At 70.3% G+C, this 16,604-nt stretch carries 17 protein-coding genes and 3 tRNA genes; 16 read left to right on the top strand and 4 right to left on the bottom strand.

Going from position 1 to position 16,604, the window contains the following annotated elements:
• Positions 1 to 265 precede the first annotated feature (265 nt).
• Positions 266 to 1,141 carry a hypothetical protein gene (locus tag IO36_RS37580; RefSeq protein WP_245173626.1) on the top strand — a complete coding sequence of 292 codons (876 nt, stop codon included), beginning with the start codon at positions 266 to 268 and terminating at the stop codon, positions 1,139 to 1,141.
• Positions 1,142 to 1,272: 131 nt separating this feature from the next.
• On the opposite strand, the gene IO36_RS37575 is transcribed toward IO36_RS37580, so the two are convergent.
• Positions 1,273 to 2,523 carry an amidohydrolase family protein gene (locus IO36_RS37575; RefSeq protein ID WP_037627065.1) on the bottom strand — a complete coding sequence of 417 codons (1,251 nt, stop codon included), beginning with the start codon at positions 2,521 to 2,523 and terminating at the stop codon, positions 1,273 to 1,275.
• Positions 2,524 to 2,993: 470 nt separating this feature from the next.
• Between IO36_RS37575 and IO36_RS37570 the strand changes: the two genes are divergently transcribed.
• The 8 genes from IO36_RS37570 (at position 2,994) to IO36_RS37535 (ending at position 8,313) form a co-directional block, all read left to right on the top strand.
• Positions 2,994 to 3,066: transfer RNA gene (locus IO36_RS37570), tRNA-Thr, on the top strand.
• Positions 3,067 to 3,112: 46 nt separating this feature from the next.
• A tRNA-Met gene (locus tag IO36_RS37565) sits at positions 3,113 to 3,185 on the top strand.
• An 87-nt stretch (positions 3,186 to 3,272) separates the two neighbouring features.
• Complete coding sequence (rpmG, locus tag IO36_RS37560; protein ID WP_003948671.1) at positions 3,273 to 3,437, top strand: 50S ribosomal protein L33; 165 nt, start codon at positions 3,273 to 3,275, stop codon at positions 3,435 to 3,437.
• A gap of 319 nt (positions 3,438 to 3,756) precedes the next feature.
• Complete coding sequence (locus tag IO36_RS37555; protein WP_037627062.1) at positions 3,757 to 4,209, top strand: MaoC family dehydratase N-terminal domain-containing protein; 453 nt, start codon at positions 3,757 to 3,759, stop codon at positions 4,207 to 4,209.
• 1 nt (position 4,210) lies between these two features.
• A complete protein-coding gene (locus IO36_RS37550) occupies positions 4,211 to 4,639 on the top strand; it encodes a MaoC family dehydratase (RefSeq protein ID WP_037627060.1) in 429 nt (142 codons plus the stop codon).
• A gap of 112 nt (positions 4,640 to 4,751) precedes the next feature.
• Positions 4,752 to 5,321, top strand: coding sequence for a TetR/AcrR family transcriptional regulator (locus IO36_RS37545; RefSeq protein WP_209441325.1), 570 nt, complete (start codon positions 4,752 to 4,754; stop codon positions 5,319 to 5,321).
• A 319-nt stretch (positions 5,322 to 5,640) separates the two neighbouring features.
• The gene (locus IO36_RS37540) at positions 5,641 to 7,086 is read left to right on the top strand and encodes a DHA2 family efflux MFS transporter permease subunit (protein ID WP_107065909.1); all 1,446 of its coding nucleotides are present in this window, start codon (positions 5,641 to 5,643) and stop codon (positions 7,084 to 7,086) included.
• Positions 7,087 to 7,257: 171 nt separating this feature from the next.
• The gene (locus IO36_RS37535; protein WP_037627058.1) at positions 7,258 to 8,313 is read left to right on the top strand and encodes a UDP-N-acetylmuramate dehydrogenase; all 1,056 of its coding nucleotides are present in this window, start codon (positions 7,258 to 7,260) and stop codon (positions 8,311 to 8,313) included.
• A gap of 19 nt (positions 8,314 to 8,332) precedes the next feature.
• On the opposite strand, the gene IO36_RS37530 is transcribed toward IO36_RS37535, so the two are convergent.
• Entirely contained in the window at positions 8,333 to 8,965 is a 633-nt protein-coding gene (locus IO36_RS37530; RefSeq protein WP_037627057.1) for an NAD(P)-dependent oxidoreductase, read from the bottom strand.
• A 311-nt stretch (positions 8,966 to 9,276) separates the two neighbouring features.
• Here IO36_RS37530 and IO36_RS37525 point away from each other — a divergent pair, with 311 nt between their 5' ends.
• Positions 9,277 to 9,855, top strand: coding sequence for a TetR/AcrR family transcriptional regulator (locus IO36_RS37525; RefSeq protein WP_051901264.1), 579 nt, complete (start codon positions 9,277 to 9,279; stop codon positions 9,853 to 9,855).
• A gap of 34 nt (positions 9,856 to 9,889) precedes the next feature.
• Here IO36_RS37525 and IO36_RS37520 read toward each other — a convergent pair whose 3' ends face one another.
• Both IO36_RS37520 and IO36_RS37515 read right to left on the bottom strand, forming a co-directional pair.
• Positions 9,890 to 10,921 carry an adenosine deaminase gene (locus IO36_RS37520; protein ID WP_037627055.1) on the bottom strand — a complete coding sequence of 344 codons (1,032 nt, stop codon included), beginning with the start codon at positions 10,919 to 10,921 and terminating at the stop codon, positions 9,890 to 9,892.
• A gap of 173 nt (positions 10,922 to 11,094) precedes the next feature.
• Positions 11,095 to 12,321: a pyridoxal phosphate-dependent aminotransferase gene (locus IO36_RS37515; protein WP_037627051.1), complete on the bottom strand. Its 1,227-nt coding sequence runs from the start codon at positions 12,319 to 12,321 to the stop codon at positions 11,095 to 11,097.
• A gap of 248 nt (positions 12,322 to 12,569) precedes the next feature.
• On the opposite strand from IO36_RS37515, the gene IO36_RS37510 reads away from it, so the two are divergent.
• From IO36_RS37510 to IO36_RS37485, 6 genes are all read left to right on the top strand, one after another.
• A tRNA-Trp gene (locus IO36_RS37510) sits at positions 12,570 to 12,642 on the top strand.
• Between the two features lie 109 nt (positions 12,643 to 12,751).
• A complete protein-coding gene (secE, locus tag IO36_RS37505) occupies positions 12,752 to 13,033 on the top strand; it encodes a preprotein translocase subunit SecE (protein WP_037627049.1) in 282 nt (93 codons plus the stop codon).
• 77 nt (positions 13,034 to 13,110) lie between these two features.
• Positions 13,111 to 13,962 carry a transcription termination/antitermination protein NusG gene (gene nusG / locus IO36_RS37500; RefSeq protein ID WP_037627048.1) on the top strand — a complete coding sequence of 284 codons (852 nt, stop codon included), beginning with the start codon at positions 13,111 to 13,113 and terminating at the stop codon, positions 13,960 to 13,962.
• A 190-nt stretch (positions 13,963 to 14,152) separates the two neighbouring features.
• Positions 14,153 to 14,587 carry a 50S ribosomal protein L11 gene (rplK, locus tag IO36_RS37495; RefSeq protein ID WP_037627044.1) on the top strand — a complete coding sequence of 145 codons (435 nt, stop codon included), beginning with the start codon at positions 14,153 to 14,155 and terminating at the stop codon, positions 14,585 to 14,587.
• 94 nt (positions 14,588 to 14,681) lie between these two features.
• Positions 14,682 to 15,407, top strand: coding sequence for a 50S ribosomal protein L1 (gene rplA / locus IO36_RS37490; protein ID WP_037627042.1), 726 nt, complete (start codon positions 14,682 to 14,684; stop codon positions 15,405 to 15,407).
• Positions 15,408 to 15,619: 212 nt separating this feature from the next.
• The gene (locus IO36_RS37485) at positions 15,620 to 16,567 is read left to right on the top strand and encodes an SCO4651 family lipoprotein (RefSeq protein WP_037627040.1); all 948 of its coding nucleotides are present in this window, start codon (positions 15,620 to 15,622) and stop codon (positions 16,565 to 16,567) included.
• Positions 16,568 to 16,604: the final 37 nt, after the last annotated feature.

Below are 16,604 nucleotides of genomic sequence, written 5' to 3'. Positions count from 1 at the left end.
TCACTGTGAACGCGTGGGTGATCGCCGCGAGAACGCCGTTGGTACGAGTGAACACGCGAACGAGGCAACGTCGTGCGGGATTCGTACGGCGTCGTAAGAGGAGATCATCATCAGCGTCATACGCAAGACCGTCACCGCGGTCGGCTGCACCACCGTCCTCCTCACCGCGGCGGCCGCCTGCGGCACCGTCCAGAACCTCACCGCCGGACAGAAGGTCGACCACGCCGTCGAGGGCCTCGGCGAACAGAAGTCGCTCGCCTTCCGGTTGGACCTCGACGCCGACGCGAAGACGATCGACGCCCTTTCGGACGAGGGTGGTCCGGACGACGCGATGCCGCCGGAGTTCGGCAAGTTCGTCAGCGACCTGCACGTCGACGTGTCCGTCAAGTCCAGGAAGAAGCTGGCGGATTCGGGCCAGAAGGACCTCGTCGGCACGAGCGTGAAGGTCGCCGGCGCCGACGGCGTCCTGGCCGAGTACCGGGTGGTCGGCGACTTCCTGTACTACCGCACCGACATGAAGGCCCTCGGCAAGGCGATGGGCGTTCCCATGCCCTCGGTCGACGATCTCCCTCCGAGCGAGAAGGAGTTCAGGAAGCTCCTCGAGGGCGACTGGGTCAAGGTCGACACCAAGGCGATGGAGAAGGCGGGCAAGGCCGCCGGAGGCACCTCGAAGGGCGCCTCCGGGGACATCGACGCCAAGACCCAGAAGAAGATCCTCGACGCCGTGAGCGGTGTCGTCAGCCGTGACGTCACGTTCCGGACCGAGGGCGGCTCGGACGGTGTCGAGCACGTCGTCGCCACCGGCAACCTCCGCACCCTGCTCACCGGCGTCTTCGACAAGCTCCGTCCGCTCCAGGGCGACCTTCCCGCGGGCGCGGAACTCCCCACGGCCAAGGACCTCAAGGACGCGCCGAACAAGAAGGTCGCCGTCGACTTCACCCTGAAGAACGGCGACCTCCGGCAGATCCGGGTCGACCTCGGCGTCCTCGCCGACAGCAAGAAGAAGGTCAAGCTGCCCCTCGTCCTGAAGTTCTCCGAGGCGGGCGACGTCAGCGCGCCGTCCGGGGCCACGGAGATCCCCGCGGGCAAGGTGTCCCCGGGCAGCCCGCTGGGCGGCGCGTTCATGGGCGGCGGGTTCTAGGGCCTGTCTGACGGGGCCGGTTCCTCACACCCTGGCCGGGACGGTTTCTCCCGTCCCGGCCAGGACGGCTCTTCCCGTCCCGGCTAGGACGACTCTTCCCGTCCCGGTCAGGGCGGCTCCTCCCGTCCCGGCTAGGACGGCTCCTCCCGTCCCTGCCGGGGCAGTTCCAGCCCCGATTCGGTCTCCGAGTCGCAGTACTCCCGCACCGCGCTCGTCCGCGCCACCACGCGCCCGCGGTGGATCACGATCCGGCTGTACGCGAGGGACAGCGCCCCCGCCAGCCCGTCCCCGCGCACGGCGAGCAACTCGGCCGGGAAACCCGCCTCCACGCGCACCTCGGGCAGCCCCAGGGCGTCTCGGGCGGCACAACTCACCGTGTCGTACGCCTCCTCGGGCCGCAGCCCGCACCGGGAGGCCAGCAGGTACGCGGCCTCCAGCGGGTCCCCGCGTCCCACCGGGTTGGACACGTCGCGCAGGGCCCCGCTGCCCGCCGCGATCCGCACCCCGGCCGCCCGCAGCAGCCGTACGGGAGCGGTGCCGCGCCGGTCGGCCGAGCCGCAGCCGCCCTGCGGCAGACACATCACCGTCACCCCCGCCGCGGCGAGTTGGTCCGCCGCGCGCGAGGCCACGGCGGAGGGCAGCCGGCCGAGCCCGCCGCACGGGCCGAGGGCCACCCCGGGCCGCAGCCCGCCCGCCATCGCGGCCAGCCGGGCGAGCCGGGCGGGATCGGCGGCGTCCGTGTGCAGGTCGACCGCACAGCCGTGTTCGGAGGCGAGCTCCAGGACGGCCTCCACGTACCCCGTCGGATCCGGGTCCGCGTCCGGGCAGCCGCCCACCACGGACGCGCCCATCTTCAGGGCGTCGCGCAGCATCGCCAGACCGTCGGCACCGGCCGCGCCGGTCAGCACCCGAGGCATGGCCACCGTCGCCAGTTCGGCGAGCCCCCGCAGCGACCGCCGGACTTCGAGTACGGCCGCCAGCGCGTCCAGCCCCAGAACGTCTCCCACGCGTACGTGGGACCGCAACGCCGTGGCCCCGTGCCCGAGTTGCAGCAGGGCCGCCTCGGTGGCACGGCGCCGGATCGACCGGTCGTCGTACGCGAGCGGTCCGTGGCCGTCGGCCGTCAGGGCGGTGTCGCTGTGGGCGTGGGCCTCGGCGGGGGCCGGCAGGAGGAGGTAGCCGCGCAGGTCCACCTTCGCGGCGCGAGCCCCCGAGGCCCCCGCCGCCAGGCTTCCCGCGGTGCCGACCGCCTCGATGCGGCCACCGCCGAGCCGTACGTCCACGGTCCGGCCGTCCGTGAGCTGCGCCCCGCACAGCAGGAGAGCGGCCGTGTCGGTCTGCCCCGAGGGGGAGCGGGGCGGCTGCTGCTGACGGTCGGGCATCGCGCTCCTGTGGCTCGGGGGCGGCTGCGGGAGGGACGACTGCGGAGCGTGGGGACACAAGATCACGCAGCGTGAGTCGAGCCTAGGACGGAGACCCGTCGACGTCGGGGAGGAACGCAATAGTCGTACCGGCGTGGCCCGCCGGCCGACCGGGGGCGGCCGGCTCCTGGATTGTCCGCCGACCGAGGAACGGCCGGGTCTTGGACCCGACTGGAGCCGGCCTGCTCCGGGCCGCAGCGGGACCCTGCCGTCGCCCGGAGGCTGATCCCCGCAGGGACCGCCCCCCGCCTCCGGCAGCGCCCCCTCCGCAGCCTGCCGGCGCGGACCTCGCCGCCCGTGATTCACGTGCCCCCAGGGGCGCCCGACGGCTTCCGGGAACGGGCGGGGAAACGCCTGGGATCGGGCCCGGGCGGGTGCCGCGAAACGGATTTGGGCGATCGGCGGCGGACCGTGTAATGTCTTCATCGCTCGCCCCAATAGCTCAGTCGGCAGAGCGTCTCCATGGTAAGGAGAAGGTCTACGGTTCGATTCCGTATTGGGGCTCTGGTGTGAAAGGTTCCCGTCGCAAGGCGGGGCCCGATCGCATCTCAGCGGTGTAGCTCAGTCGGTAGAGCAAGCGGCTCATAATCGCTGTGTCACCGGTTCAAGTCCGGTCACCGCTACAGACAGTAGCCGATTGTGGGGTCGGTCCTTCGATCGGCTACTCTTCTATGCGTTAATGTCCCATCCGTTCGTCAAGGAGCACTCCTGTGGCTGCCACCGACGTCCGCCCGAAGATCACGCTGGCCTGCGTGGAGTGCAAGGAGCGGAACTACATCACCAAGAAGAACCGGCGTAACAACCCGGACCGACTGGAGATGAAGAAGCACTGCCCGCGTTGCAACGCGCACACCGCGCACCGCGAAACGCGATAATTCAGGCTCGTACACGAGGCCGTCCCCCTCACGGGGGGCGGCCTCGCGTCGTTGTGGAACCGATGTCCGGCGCGGACCGGTCGTCATAGGCGGACCGGCGTTTTCGAGCGAAGATGAGCCGTCCGACCAGGACGACCCGACGGCCAGAGCGCCAGAGGGCCGGACGGTCAGAACGGCCAGGACGGCCGGCCCGGCCGTGACAGCCGGTACGGCGAAGACATCGCACGCGGCCAAGGCGACGCGGCCAAGGCATACGCGGCCAAGACACACGCCGGCCAGGACACCAGGCCGGCGAAGACAATCAGGAGGTGCCGAGCCCATGGCGCTCGACCAGTCCTTCGTGGGGCGGACCTACCCGCCCACCGACCCCTACGAGGTCGGTCGGGAGAAGATCCGCGAGTTCGCGGAGGCCGTCGGGGACGGCAACCCTGCGTACACGGACCCCGAGGCCGCACGTGCTCTCGGTCACCCCGACGTGATCGCCCCGCCCACCTTTGTGTTCGCCATCACGTTCAAGGCCGCGGGCCAGGTCGTCCAGGACCCGCAACTGGGCCTCGACTACAGCCGCGTGGTGCACGGCGACCAGAAGTTCGCCTACACCCGCCCGGTGCGCGCCGGGGACCGGCTCACGGTCACCTCGACCATCGAGTCGATCAAGTCCCTCGCGGGCAACGACATCCTGGACGTGCGTGGCGAGGTCCACGACGAGGCGGGCGAGCACGTCGTGACGGCTGTCACGAAGCTCGTGGCCCGCGCGGCGGAGGTGGGCTGACATGGCGGCGAAGATCTCTTACGCGGACGTCGAGGTCGGCACCGAGCTGCCGGCCCAGACGTTCTCCGTGACGCGTGCCACGCTCGTGCAGTACGCGGGAGCCTCCGGGGACTTCAACCCGATCCACTGGAACGAGAAGTTCGCGGTCGAGGTCGGCCTTCCCGACGTCATCGCGCACGGCATGTTCACCATGGCCGAGGCGATCCGTGTGGTGACCGACTGGGCCGGCGACCCGGGTGCGGTCGTCGAGTACGGCGTCCGCTTCACCAAGCCGGTCGTCGTCCCGAACGACGACAAGGGCGCCACCGTCGAGGTCAGCGGCAAGGTCGCCGCCAAGCTCGACGACAACACCGTACGCGTCGACCTGGTCGCGACCTGCGCCGGCCAGAAGGTGCTGGGCATGTCCCGCGCGGTCGTACGACTGGCCTGACCTCCGAGGTCACCGGTGAGGGGCGCCCGTCCTGGAGGACGGGCGCCCCTCACGCGTTCCGTCCCTCACCCCAGCTCTTGCATAGTTAGTGATTGAGTACTAACTTGGATGCATGGTCAGGATGAGCGCGGAAGAGAGACGCGAGAGCGTCGTTCGCGCGGCGATGAGCGAGTTCGCCCGCGGTGGCTATCACGGCACGTCCACCGAGGCGATCGCCCGGCGCGTGGGCGTCTCCCAGCCGTATCTCTTCCGGCTCTTCCCGGGCAAGAAGGCGATCTTCCTGGCCGCCGCCGAGCGCTGCATGGAGCTCGCCCGGCAGACCATGGTCGGCGCCGCCGAGGGGCTGGAGGGCGAAGAGGCCCTGCGTGCCATGGCGAACGCCTACGTGCAGGTCATCGCGGAGCATCCGGAGCGGCTGCTCATGCAGATGCAGACGTACGTGGCGGCCGCGGCGGCCGAGGAGGCCGGCGACCACGAGTTCGGCGAGACGATCCGGGCCGGCTGGATGGGCCTCTGGGACGCCGTGCACGTGCCGCTCGGAGCCGACGCGGACGAGACGACGACGTTCATGGCGTACGGCATGCTCATCAACTGCCTGGTGGCGATGGGATTTCCGCCCGAGCACCGGGTCTGGGAAGGGCTCTACCCGTCGGCCCGGGTCACCGGCCGGCTGGAGAAGTAGGGCGATGGAGAAGGCCGAGGCCCGGCCTTTTCATGGGCGCAAAAGTTAGTCATCAATAACTAACGAACTCGCCATCAACGGTAGAACGCATCACTCTGGGGGAGCGATGTCCGAGCGGACGGCAAAGACAGCACGGGACGCGGCACCGAACGCCGCAGGGAACGCGGCACCGAACGCCGCACGGAGCGACGCCCGGAACGCGGCGCCGGGCGCCGCACCGGACGTGGTGCCGGACGCATCGGCGCCCGAGACCGAGCAACCGGCCGCGCGGCGCGGCGGAGCCGCCTGGGCCCTCGTCATCACGAGCGTCGCCGGATTCATGGCGGCCCTCGACAACCTCGTCGTCACCACCGCGCTGCCCTCCATCCGCAAGGATCTCGGAGGAGCGCTGGGCGACCTGGAGTGGACCGTGAGCGCCTACACGCTCACCTTCGCCGTCCTGCTGATGTTCGGCGCCGCGCTCGGTGACCGGTTCGGCCGCCGCAGGCTCTTCATGATCGGCCTGACCGTCTTCACCGGCGCCTCCGCCGCCGCGGCCATGGCCCCCGGCATCGACTCCCTGATCGCCGCCCGAGCCGTCCAGGGCGTCGGCGCCGCGATCATGATGCCGCTGACGCTGACCCTGCTGACGGCGGCGGTTCCCGTCGCCAAGCGGGGGATGGCCTACGGGATCTGGGGCGCCGTCAACGGACTCGCCGTCGCCTCGGGACCGCTCATCGGCGGCAGTCTCACCGAACACGTCTCCTGGCACTGGATCTTCTGGCTGAACGTCCCGCTCGGTCTCGCGGTGCTCCCGCTCGCCCGGCTGCGCCTGTCCGAGTCGTTCGGAGCCGGTGCCCGGCTCGACTTCCCCGGCACCCTGCTCGCCAGCGGTGGCCTCTTCGGGATCGTCTACGGCCTGGTCCGCGGGCCCTCCGACGGCTGGACCAGCGGGCTCGTCCTGACCGGTCTGATCGCCGGCGGCGTCCTCCTCGCCGGCTTCGTCGTCCACGGCACCCGGGCGAAGAACCCGATGCTCCCGATGCGCCTCTTCCGCTCCCGCGCCTTCGCCGGGATCAACGCGGCCAGTCTGCTGATGTTCCTCGGGATGTTCGGCTCGATCTTCCTGCTCAGCCAGTACATGCAGGGCGTGCTCGGCTACTCGCCGACCGAGGCGGGGCTGCGGATGCTCCCCTGGACCGGTATGCCGATGCTCGTCGCGCCGATCGCTGGCATCCTGTCCGATCGCATCGGCGGCCGCCCGGTCGTCGCCACGGGCCTCTTCCTCCAGGCCGTCGGCCTCGGATACATGGCCGTCGTGGCCACCGCCCACGCCTCGTACGGCGCTCAACTGCCCGCTCTGATCATCAGCGGTATCGGCATGGCGCTGTACTTCGCCCCGGCCGCCAACCTGGTCATGTCCAGCGTCCGGCCGCAGGAGCAGGGCATCGCCTCGGGCGCCAACAACGCGCTGCGCGAGGTGGGCGGCGCGCTCGGTGTCGCGATCATGTCGTCGATCTTCGCCGCCCAGGGCGGATACGAGTCCGGGCAGGCCTTCGTGGACGGACTGCGGCCCGCGCTCGTGGTCGGCGCCTCCGTCGTGGCCCTCGCGGGCGTCGCGGCCCTGGTCATCCCGGCCGCCCGGCGCACGACGGGCGTCACGAGCGCCACCACGGCCGAGGCTCCGGAGCACGCCCGGGACGTGGACGCGGGGGCCTCCCCGAAGACGGCCTCTCCGGAGACCGCACCGCTCGAAACCGCTCCCCTGGAAGCCGCCTCCCGCTGACGGGCGATACAGGGGACACGGAACAGCGGACACGAACAGGAGACACGAACCGAGAACACGGACCAGGGATCACGGAACGCGCTACGGCCCCGCCCCACCGGCGGGGCCGTCCGCATGCGCGGAGCGCACCGGTGGCCGGGCCTCCCCGCCCCTTCTCGTAGTCTTGGGCCCGTGCAGGAACTCCACGATGCCCCGCTCGCCCCGCTGACCACCTTCCGGCTCGGTGGCCCGGCCGCCCGGCTGATCACCGCCACGACCGACGCCGAGGTGATCGCCGCCGTGCGCGAGGCCGACGACGCCGGTACGCCGCTGCTGCTCATCGGCGGCGGATCGAACCTCGTCATCGGCGACAAGGGCTTCGCCGGGACCGCCCTGCGCATCGCCACGAAGGGCTTCTCCCTCGACGGCACGAACCTGGAACTGGCCGCGGGCGAGGTGTGGACCGACGCGGTCGCGCGCTCCGTGGAGGCCGGGCTCGCCGGGATCGAGTGCCTCGCCGGCATCCCCGGGTCCGCCGGTGCGACGCCGATCCAGAACGTGGGCGCGTACGGCCAGGAGGTGTCGTCGACGATCACCGAGGTGGTCGCCTACGACCGCAGGACCCGCGAGACGGTCACGCTGACCAACGCCGAGTGCGCATTCTCGTACCGCCACAGCCGCTTCAAGGCCGACCCCGAGCGCCATGTGGTGCTGCGGGTGCGCTTCGGCCTGGAGGACGCGCAGGGACTGTCGGCGCCGCTCAAGTACCCGGAGACGGCCCGTGCGCTCGGTGTGGAGGCCGGGGACCGCGTCCCCCTCGACACCGCCCGCGAGACCGTCCTCAAGCTGCGTGCCGGGAAGGGCATGGTGCTCGACCCCGAGGACCACGACACCTGGTCGGCCGGGTCGTTCTTCACCAACCCGATCCTCACGGACGAGGCGTTCGCCGCGTTCCACGCGCGCGTGCGGGAGCGGCTCGGCGCCGAGGCCGTGCCCCCGGCGTTCGCGGCGGGCGACGGCCACACCAAGACCTCCGCGGCCTGGCTCATCGACAAGGCCGGCTTCACCAAGGGCTACGGCACCGGCCCGGCCCGTATCTCCACCAAGCACACCCTCGCCCTGACCAACCGGGGCGCGGCGACCACCGAGGACCTGCTCACGCTGGCCCGCGAGGTCGTCGCCGGCGTCCACGAGGCCTTCGGGATCACGCTCGTCAACGAGCCGGTGACGGTGAACGCGAGCCTCTGAGCGGCTTGAGGGGCGCGCCCTAGTAGGCGACCCCCACCCCCTGCTTCACGGTCGCCGGATCGTCGATCATCGCGAGCATCGCGTGGGCCACGTCGGCGCGCGCGATGAAGCGGCCCCGGGGCGGGGAGCCTCCGACGACCGTACGGTACGAGCCGGTCAGCGGCTTGTCCTGGAGCCGGGGCGGCCGGACCGCGGTCCAGTCCGTGGCACTGGCAGCCAGCGCGCCCTCCATCTCCCGAAGGTCGGCGTAGACGTCCTTCAGCAGCGCGGAGATCAGCCGCAGCATCGCGCGGTCGAGAAGTGTGTCGTCCTGCGCGGCGGGTCCGACCGGGGCCGCGCTGACGACCAGCAGCCGCCGGGTCTGTTCCGCCTCCATGGCGGCCAGCACCGTACGGGTGAGCCGGGCCGCGACCCCGGCGTCCTTGCGGCTGCGCGCGCCGAGGCCGGAAAGGACCGCGTCCCGGCCCGCGACGGCGGGGCGCAGCGGCCCCGGGTCGGCGAGATCCGCGCGGACGACCTCCAGGCCCGCGCCCGTGACGCTGAGCCGCGCGGGATCGCGGACGACCGCGGTGACCTGGTGGCCCGCGCCCAGGGCTTGGCGGACGATCTCCTGGCCGATGCCTCCGGTGGCACCCAGAACGGTGAGTTTCATGACCTGCTCCGCAACGCATGAGAGGGGCGATGGGGTGGACGGAGGACGGGACGCCGGGTAGGCCGTCGGTCCGTCCGGCCGGCCTCCGTTCGACCGGTTTCCGTCCGGGTGGGTGAGTGTTCACTCACCCCTGCTCCTTCTAGAGTGAGTAAGTACTCACCCACTCGTCAACCCCAAAAGGGCGGGTCATGGAATCCTTGGGCCCCATACAGCAGAAATCCGCCACGGAGGCCACAGAGGCCACGCCGTCCGAGCCGTCGAAGCCGTCGAAGCCGGCCCGGATCCGCATCCTCGACGCGGCGCACGAGCTCATGCTCACGCTCGGCCTCTCCCGGACCACCACCAAGGAGATCGCCAGGGCGGCCGGCTGCTCCGAGGCGGCGCTCTACAAGTACTTCGCGAGCAAGGAGGAGCTGTTCATCCGGGTCCTCCACGAGCGGCTGCCCCGGCTGGGCCCTCTCCTTGAGCGGCTGACGGCCGAGCCGCGGGAGCACTCCCTGGAGGAGAACCTCACTCAGATCGCCCGCCAGGCGGCGCTCTTCTACGAACAGAGCTTCCCGATCGCCGCCTCGCTGTACGCGGACCCGCAGCTCAAGCGCCGCCACGACGACGCCGTGCGGGCCATGGGCGCGGGGCCGCACATGCCGATCCGGGGCGTCGCCGCCTATCTGCTGGCGGAGCAGCGGGCCGGGCGCGTCCAGCCGGACGCCGACACCTACGCGGCCGCCTCCCTGCTCCTCGGGGCCTGTGCGCAGCGGGCCTTCGCCTACGACGCCACCGAGGAGGGCACGCCGCCGCCCCTGGACACCTTCGCCCCGGCGCTGGCCCGCACCCTGCTGGCCGGGATCGCGCCCCGGGACACGGGCGCCGCGGCCGCCGACGCGCGATAGGCAGGGCGGAGGGGCCGGCGGGGGCGGGCTGCCCTCAGGCGGTCAGCCAGTCGTCGACGCCGGCCAGCAGCTTCGCGCGGGCGTTCTCGGGCGCGGCCGAGGCGCGGATCGACTGCCGGGCCAGTTCGGCCAGTTCCTGGTCGGTGAAGGCGTGGTGGCGGCGGGCGATCTCGTACTGGGCGGCGAGCCGGGACCCGAACAGCAGCGGGTCGTCGGCGCCGAGGGCCATCGGCACCCCGGCTTCGAACAGAGTGCGCAGGGGGACATCGGCGTGCTTCTCGTAGACGCCGAGGGCGACGTTCGAGGCGGGACAGACCTCGCAGGTCACCCCGCGGTCCGCGAGGCGCTTCAGCAGCCGGGGGTCCTCGGCGGCCCGCACGCCGTGGCCGATCCGGGAGGCGTGCAGGTCGTCCAGGCAGTCGCGGACCGAGGCGGGGCCGGTCAGCTCGCCGCCGTGCGGGGCGGACAGCAGTCCGCCCTCGCGGGCGATGGCGAAGGCCCGGTCGAAGTCGCGGGCCATGCCCCGGCGCTCGTCGTTGGAGAGGCCGAAGCCGACGATCCCGCGGTCCGCGTAGCGGACGGCGAGCCGGGCCAGCGTGCGGGCGTCCAGGGGGTGCTTCATCCGGTTGGCGGCCACCAGGACGCGCATGCCGAGGCCGGTGTCCCGGGCGGCCGACTCGACCGCGTCCAGGATGACCTCCAGCGCCGGGATCAGACCGCCGAGGCGCGGCGCGTACGACGTCGGGTCTACCTGGATCTCCAGCCAGCCGGAGCCGTCCTTCAGGTCCTCCTCGGCGGCCTCGCGGACCAGGCGCTGGATGTCCTCGGGCTCTCTCAGGCAGGATCGCGCGGCGTCGTACAGGCGCTGGAAGCGGAACCAGCCGCGCTCGTCGGTCGCCCGGAGCCTCGGCGGCTCCCCGCTGGTCAGCGCCTCGGTCAGTGTTTCGGGCAGCCGCACGCCGTACTTGTCGGCGAGCTCCAGCACGGTGCCGGGCCGCATCGACCCGGTGAAATGCAGGTGCAGATGGGCCTTCGGAAGTTGACTGACATCACGTACGCGCTCCATCCAAAGATCCTGCCCCACCCGCGGCACGTGCCGGTAGGGCTTTCCCTGATCGGGCGCTTGCTCGAACAGACGAACGGGGGCCGGCCGCTCCATGGAGTGGCCGGCCCCCGCACGCGCGCGTGAAGCGCGGTGACGTCACCGGTGCGCCCGAGGGCGCGTCAGGGCGCCGTGGATCAGTCCGTCGCCTCGGCCAGCAGCTTCTGGATCCGGCTGACGCCCTCGACGAGGTCCTCGTCACCCAGGGCGTACGACAGCCGCAGATAGCCCGGCGTACCGAAGGCCTCGCCCGGGACGACCGCGACCTCGGCCTCCTCCAGGATGAGCGCGGCCAGCTCGACGGTGTCCGCGGGACGCCTGCCGCGGATCTCCTTGCCGATCAGGGCCTTCACCGAGGGGTAGGCGTAGAAGGCGCCCTCGGGCTCGGGGCAGAGCACGCCGTCGATCTCGTTCAGCATGCGCACGATGGTCTTGCGGCGGCGGTCGAAGGCCTCGCGCATCTTCGCGACGGCCGCGAGGTCGCCGGAGACGGCGGCGAGCGCGGCGACCTGGGCCACGTTCGAGACGTTCGAGGTGGCGTGCGACTGGAGGTTGGTCGCGGCCTTGATGACGTCCTTGGGGCCGATGACCCAGCCCACGCGCCAGCCGGTCATGGCGTACGTCTTGGCGACGCCGTTGACGACGATGCACTTGTCGCGCAGCTCGGGCACCACGACGGGCAGCGAGTGGAACTCGGCGTCGCCGTAGACGAGGTGCTCGTAGATCTCGTCGGTCAGGACCCACAGGCCCTTCTCGGCGGCCCAGCGGCCGATCTCCTCGATCTGCTCGCGGGTGTAGACCGCGCCCGTCGGGTTGGACGGGGAGACGAACAGCAGCACCTTGGTGTTCTCGGTGCGGGCGGCCTCGAGCTGCTCGACCGAGACGCGGTAACCGGTGGTCTCGTCGGCCACGACCTCCACCGGGACACCGCCGGCCAGGCGGATGGACTCCGGGTAGGTGGTCCAGTAGGGCGCCGGGACGATGACCTCGTCGCCCGGGTCGAGGATCGCGGCGAAGGCCTCGTAGATGGCCTGCTTGCCGCCGTTGGTGACCAGGACCTGGGCGGCCTCCACCTCGTAGCCGGAGTCGCGCAGGGTCTTCGCGGCGATCGCGGCCTTCAGCTCGGGGAGCCCGCCGGCCGGCGTGTAGCGGTGGTACTTGGGGTTGGAGCAGGCCTCGATGGCGGCCTGGACGATGTAGTCCGGGGTCGGGAAGTCGGGCTCACCGGCGCCGAAGCCGATCACCGGACGTCCGGCGGCCTTGAGTGCCTTGGCCTTGGCGTCCACGGCGAGGGTGGCGGATTCGGAGATCGCGCCGACTCGGGCGGAGACCCGGCGCTCGGTGGGAGGGGTTGCAGGGCTCATGGGTCCCATCGTTTCAGACCGGAAACACCCCCGGCACGCGGGTTTCACGGACTGAACAACGGCAGAACATCCGTCCGGATCCGCGCGCCCCACCAGTGGATCTTCAGCAGAGGGGACCCGTGCGGGCACTTTCTGTTCGACGCCCGGCCCCGGACCACGTACACTCTCACCTCGTTGGCCTTCAACGGCCGCACCCGACCAATGCACATGGAGCATCCGGTCGGATGCGGTAGGTTGGGGGAAATCAAAGGGTCGTAGCTCAATTGGTAGAGCACTGGTCTCCAAAACCAGCGGTTGGGGGTTCAAGTCCCTCCGGCCCTGCTACACACACCTTTCGCCAGGATGTGTGCGCATGTACGTACTGCAATGCACCGCCGTGCGGCTCAACCGGGCGCGGCACGGTCACGACCCGGGAATCAGGTGAGGACGAGTGACGGACGCCGTGGGCTCCATCGACATGCCTGATGCCGAGGCGCCGGAGTCCAAGAAGAAGGCCCGCAAGGGCGGTAAGCGTGCCAAGAAGGGCCCGCTGAAGCGCCTTGCCACCTTCTATCGCCAGATCATCGCGGAACTCCGCAAGGTCGTCTGGCCGACTCGCAGTCAGCTGACGACCTACACCACCGTGGTGATTGTGTTCGTCGTCATCATGATCGGCCTGGTGACCGTGATTGACTATGGGCTCAACCACGCCGCCAAGTACGTCTTCGGCTGAGCCGAGAGCGAAGGGCGCCGACACCGGCGCCCCTTTCGCGCGTTCCACCCCCATGTATCCAGGAAGAAGCAGCCACCGTGTCTGACCCGAACCTGAACGATGCCTCCGAGTCGGTCGAGTCCGTTGACGACGAGCTCGAGATCGTCGAGGGAGCGGACGTCGAGGACGAGTTCGAGGCTGCCGATGCCGCCGCCGGCGAGAACGCCGAGGACGCGGCCCTGCACGTCGAGGACGAGTCCGGTGAGGACGCCGAGGGCGTCGAGGACGAGGACGCTTCCGCCGAGGCCGAGGCCGAAGAAGAGGCCGAGCCCGTCGACCCCGTGACCGCCCTGCGCGACGAACTGCGTCTGCTCCCCGGCGAGTGGTACGTCATCCACACGTACGCCGGTTACGAGAACCGCGTGAAGACCAACCTCGAACAGCGTGCCGTCTCGCTGAACGTCGAGGACTTCATCTTCCAGGCCGAGGTGCCGCAGGAAGAGGTCGCGCAGATCAAGAACGGCGAGCGCAAGACGATCAAGCAGAACAAGCTCCCGGGCTACGTCCTGGTCCGCATGGACCTGACGAACGAGTCCTGGGGTGTCGTCCGCAACACTCCCGGTGTCACCGGCTTCGTGGGCAACGCCTACGACCCGTACCCGCTGACCCTGGACGAGATCGTCAAGATGCTCGCCCCCGAGGCCGAGGAGAAGGCCGCCCGCGAGGCCGCCGAGGCCGAGGGCAAGCCCGCTCCGCAGCGCAAGGTCGAGGTCCAGGTGCTGGACTTCGAGGTCGGCGACTCGGTCACCGTCACCGACGGCCCGTTCGCCACGCTGCAGGCCACGATCAACGAGATCAACGCCGACTCGAAGAAGGTCAAGGGCCTTGTCGAGATCTTCGGCCGCGAGACCCCGGTCGAGCTCTCCTTCGACCAGATCCAGAAGAACTAGCTCCTTCTGGCGTACGTCTTCCGAACAGGTCAGACGGGCTGTCGCAGCCGGTCTGACCTGCTCGGTTTTTAGCCGCGCACAGATACCCGTTATCGTTGTGCGGTATGCCTTCATCCGGATCTTTCCTGGTTGAAGGCAGCCGTCCGGGGCGACTCGGACGTAGGAAGGCGAAAACGAAAGAGGACCCGGAATGCCTCCCAAGAAGAAGAAGGTCACGGGGCTTATCAAGCTCCAGATCAACGCCGGTGCGGCGAACCCGGCCCCGCCGGTCGGCCCCGCGCTCGGTCAGCACGGCGTCAACATCATGGAGTTCTGCAAGGCCTACAACGCCGCGACCGAGTCGCAGCGTGGCTGGGTCATCCCGGTGGAGATCACGGTCTACGAAGACCGTTCCTTCACCTTCGTGACCAAGACTCCGCCGGCCGCCAAGATGATCCTCAAGGCCGCGGGTGTCGAGAAGGGCTCCGGCGAGCCGCACAAGACCAAGGTCGCCAAGATCACCGAGGCGCAGGTCCGCGAGATCGCCACGACCAAGATGCCCGACCTCAACGCCAACGACCTGGACGCCGCTGCGAAGATCATCGCCGGCACCGCCCGTTCCATGGGCATCACGGTCGAGGGCTGACACCCACCTTCGTAGGAACCATGCGGCCTCGGCCGCACGTGGCGGGGCCTGCTCGGCCCGTACCACGACTCCTCAGAACACATCAGGAGCAGTAGTGAGCAAGCGCAGCAAGTCTCTCCGGGCTGCGGACGCCAAGGTCGACCGGGACAAGCTCTACGCCCCGCTCGAGGCCGTCCGTCTCGCCAAGGAGACCTCCACCTCGAAGTTCGACGGCACCGTCGAGGTCGCCTTCCGCCTGGGTGTCGACCCGCGCAAGGCCGACCAGATGGTCCGTGGCACCGTGAACCTGCCGCACGGCACCGGCAAGACCGCCCGGGTCCTGGTCTTCGCGACCGGTGACCGTGCTGCGGCCGCGGAGGCCGCGGGCGCCGACATCGTCGGCTCCGACGAACTGATCGACGAGGTCGCGAAGGGCCGTCTGGACTTCGACGCCGTCGTCGCCACCCCGGACCTCATGGGCAAGGTCGGCCGCCTCGGCCGCGTGCTCGGTCCCCGTGGTCTCATGCCGAACCCCAAGACCGGCACCGTGACCCCCGACGTCGCCAAGGCTGTCACCGACATCAAGGGCGGCAAGATCGAGTTCCGCGTCGACAAGCACTCGAACCTGCACTTCATCATCGGCAAGGTGTCCTTCGACGACGCCAAGCTGGTGGAGAACTACGGCGCCGCGCTCGACGAGATCCTTCGTCTGAAGCCGTCGGCCGCCAAGGGTCGCTACATCAAGAAGGCCGCGATCAGCTCCACGATCGGCCCCGGCGTTCCGGTCGACCCGAACCGCACCCGCAACCTCCTCGTCGAGGAGGACCCGGCCGCCGTCTGAGCCTTCCGCTCACCCCGGTGACCGCGTCGCGCACGCGTATCTGAACGGGCCCCGCAACCTTTCGAGGTGCGGGGCCCGTCCTCATGTCCGGAGGGTTTTCCCGGGCGCCGTCCGAGGCCCTTCCGGGCGTCGGCCCGGCCGGAAACCCGGGTACGGGTGTCAGTGGGCCGCGCTAGCGTGCGGTTCACCGAGTTCGCATAGGGGTGGGACGAATGAAGAGCACCATGGTGCGCCGAGTCACGGTCTCGATCGCGCTGACGACCGCGCTGGCGGGAGTGGCGGCCTGCAACTCCTCGGATTCCTCCGGGAGTTCGGGCAAGGGCGACAAGGCGGGCCACCGCAGTGCCACACGCGTCAGCTCCATCGCGGCCCTGCGCTCCGCGGAGAAGTCCACCGACGGCGCCGACTCCGCGCGGATCGAGTCCACGACGACCCTGGGCACCCTGATGTCCATGAAGTCGGGCGGCGTGATGGCCTGGGGCGACGGCTTCACCGGCGACATGACGATCACCTACACCGGCGGCACCATGGCCGACACGATGCGCCAGATGGGCAGCGACTCCATGGAGGCCCGCTATCTGTCCGACGCCTACTACGCGAAGATGGGCGACGCCTTCGCCCGGCAGGCCGGCGGCAAGCACTGGATCCGGTACGGGTACGACGACCTGGCGAAGTTCGGGGGCGGCTCCGGTGCGCTCCTGAAGGACCAGATGCAGAACAGCTCGCCGAACCAGTCGGTGAAGCTCCTGCTGGCCTCGGGCGACGTCAAGAAGGTCGGCGAGGAGACCGTCCGCGGGCAGCGGACCACGCACTACGCGGGCACGGTGGACGTCGGCGACCTGGCGGCCCGCAGCTCCCACCTCACCGCGGGCCAGCTCGCGGACATGAAGAAGCAGTTCACGACGGCCGGCATCACGACCGAGGACGTGGACATCTGGGTCGACGCCAAGGACCTGCTCATCAAGGCGGTCTCCAAGGCGGCGATGTCCAGCGGCACGATGTCCTCCACGACGTACTACAGCGACTACGGGGTGAAGGTCTCCGCCGCAGCGCCCCCGTCGGGCGACACCGAGGACTTCAAGGACCTCCTGAAGACGCAGGGCATGACGCCGGGCAGTGGCGACACCGCCACCGGTTCGTCGAGCGAATCGCCCTCCTGAGCGTCCCCGCGCCCCGGCGCACGTCCTCTCACCGCCC

The organism is Streptomyces aureus (assembly GCF_000725495.1).
In the GTDB taxonomy this organism is placed as follows: Bacteria; Actinomycetota; Actinomycetes; order Streptomycetales; family Streptomycetaceae; genus Streptomyces; species Streptomyces aureus_B.
The sequence above is the reverse complement of the archived record's forward strand: the minus strand, read 5'-3'. Positions and strand labels throughout refer to the sequence as shown.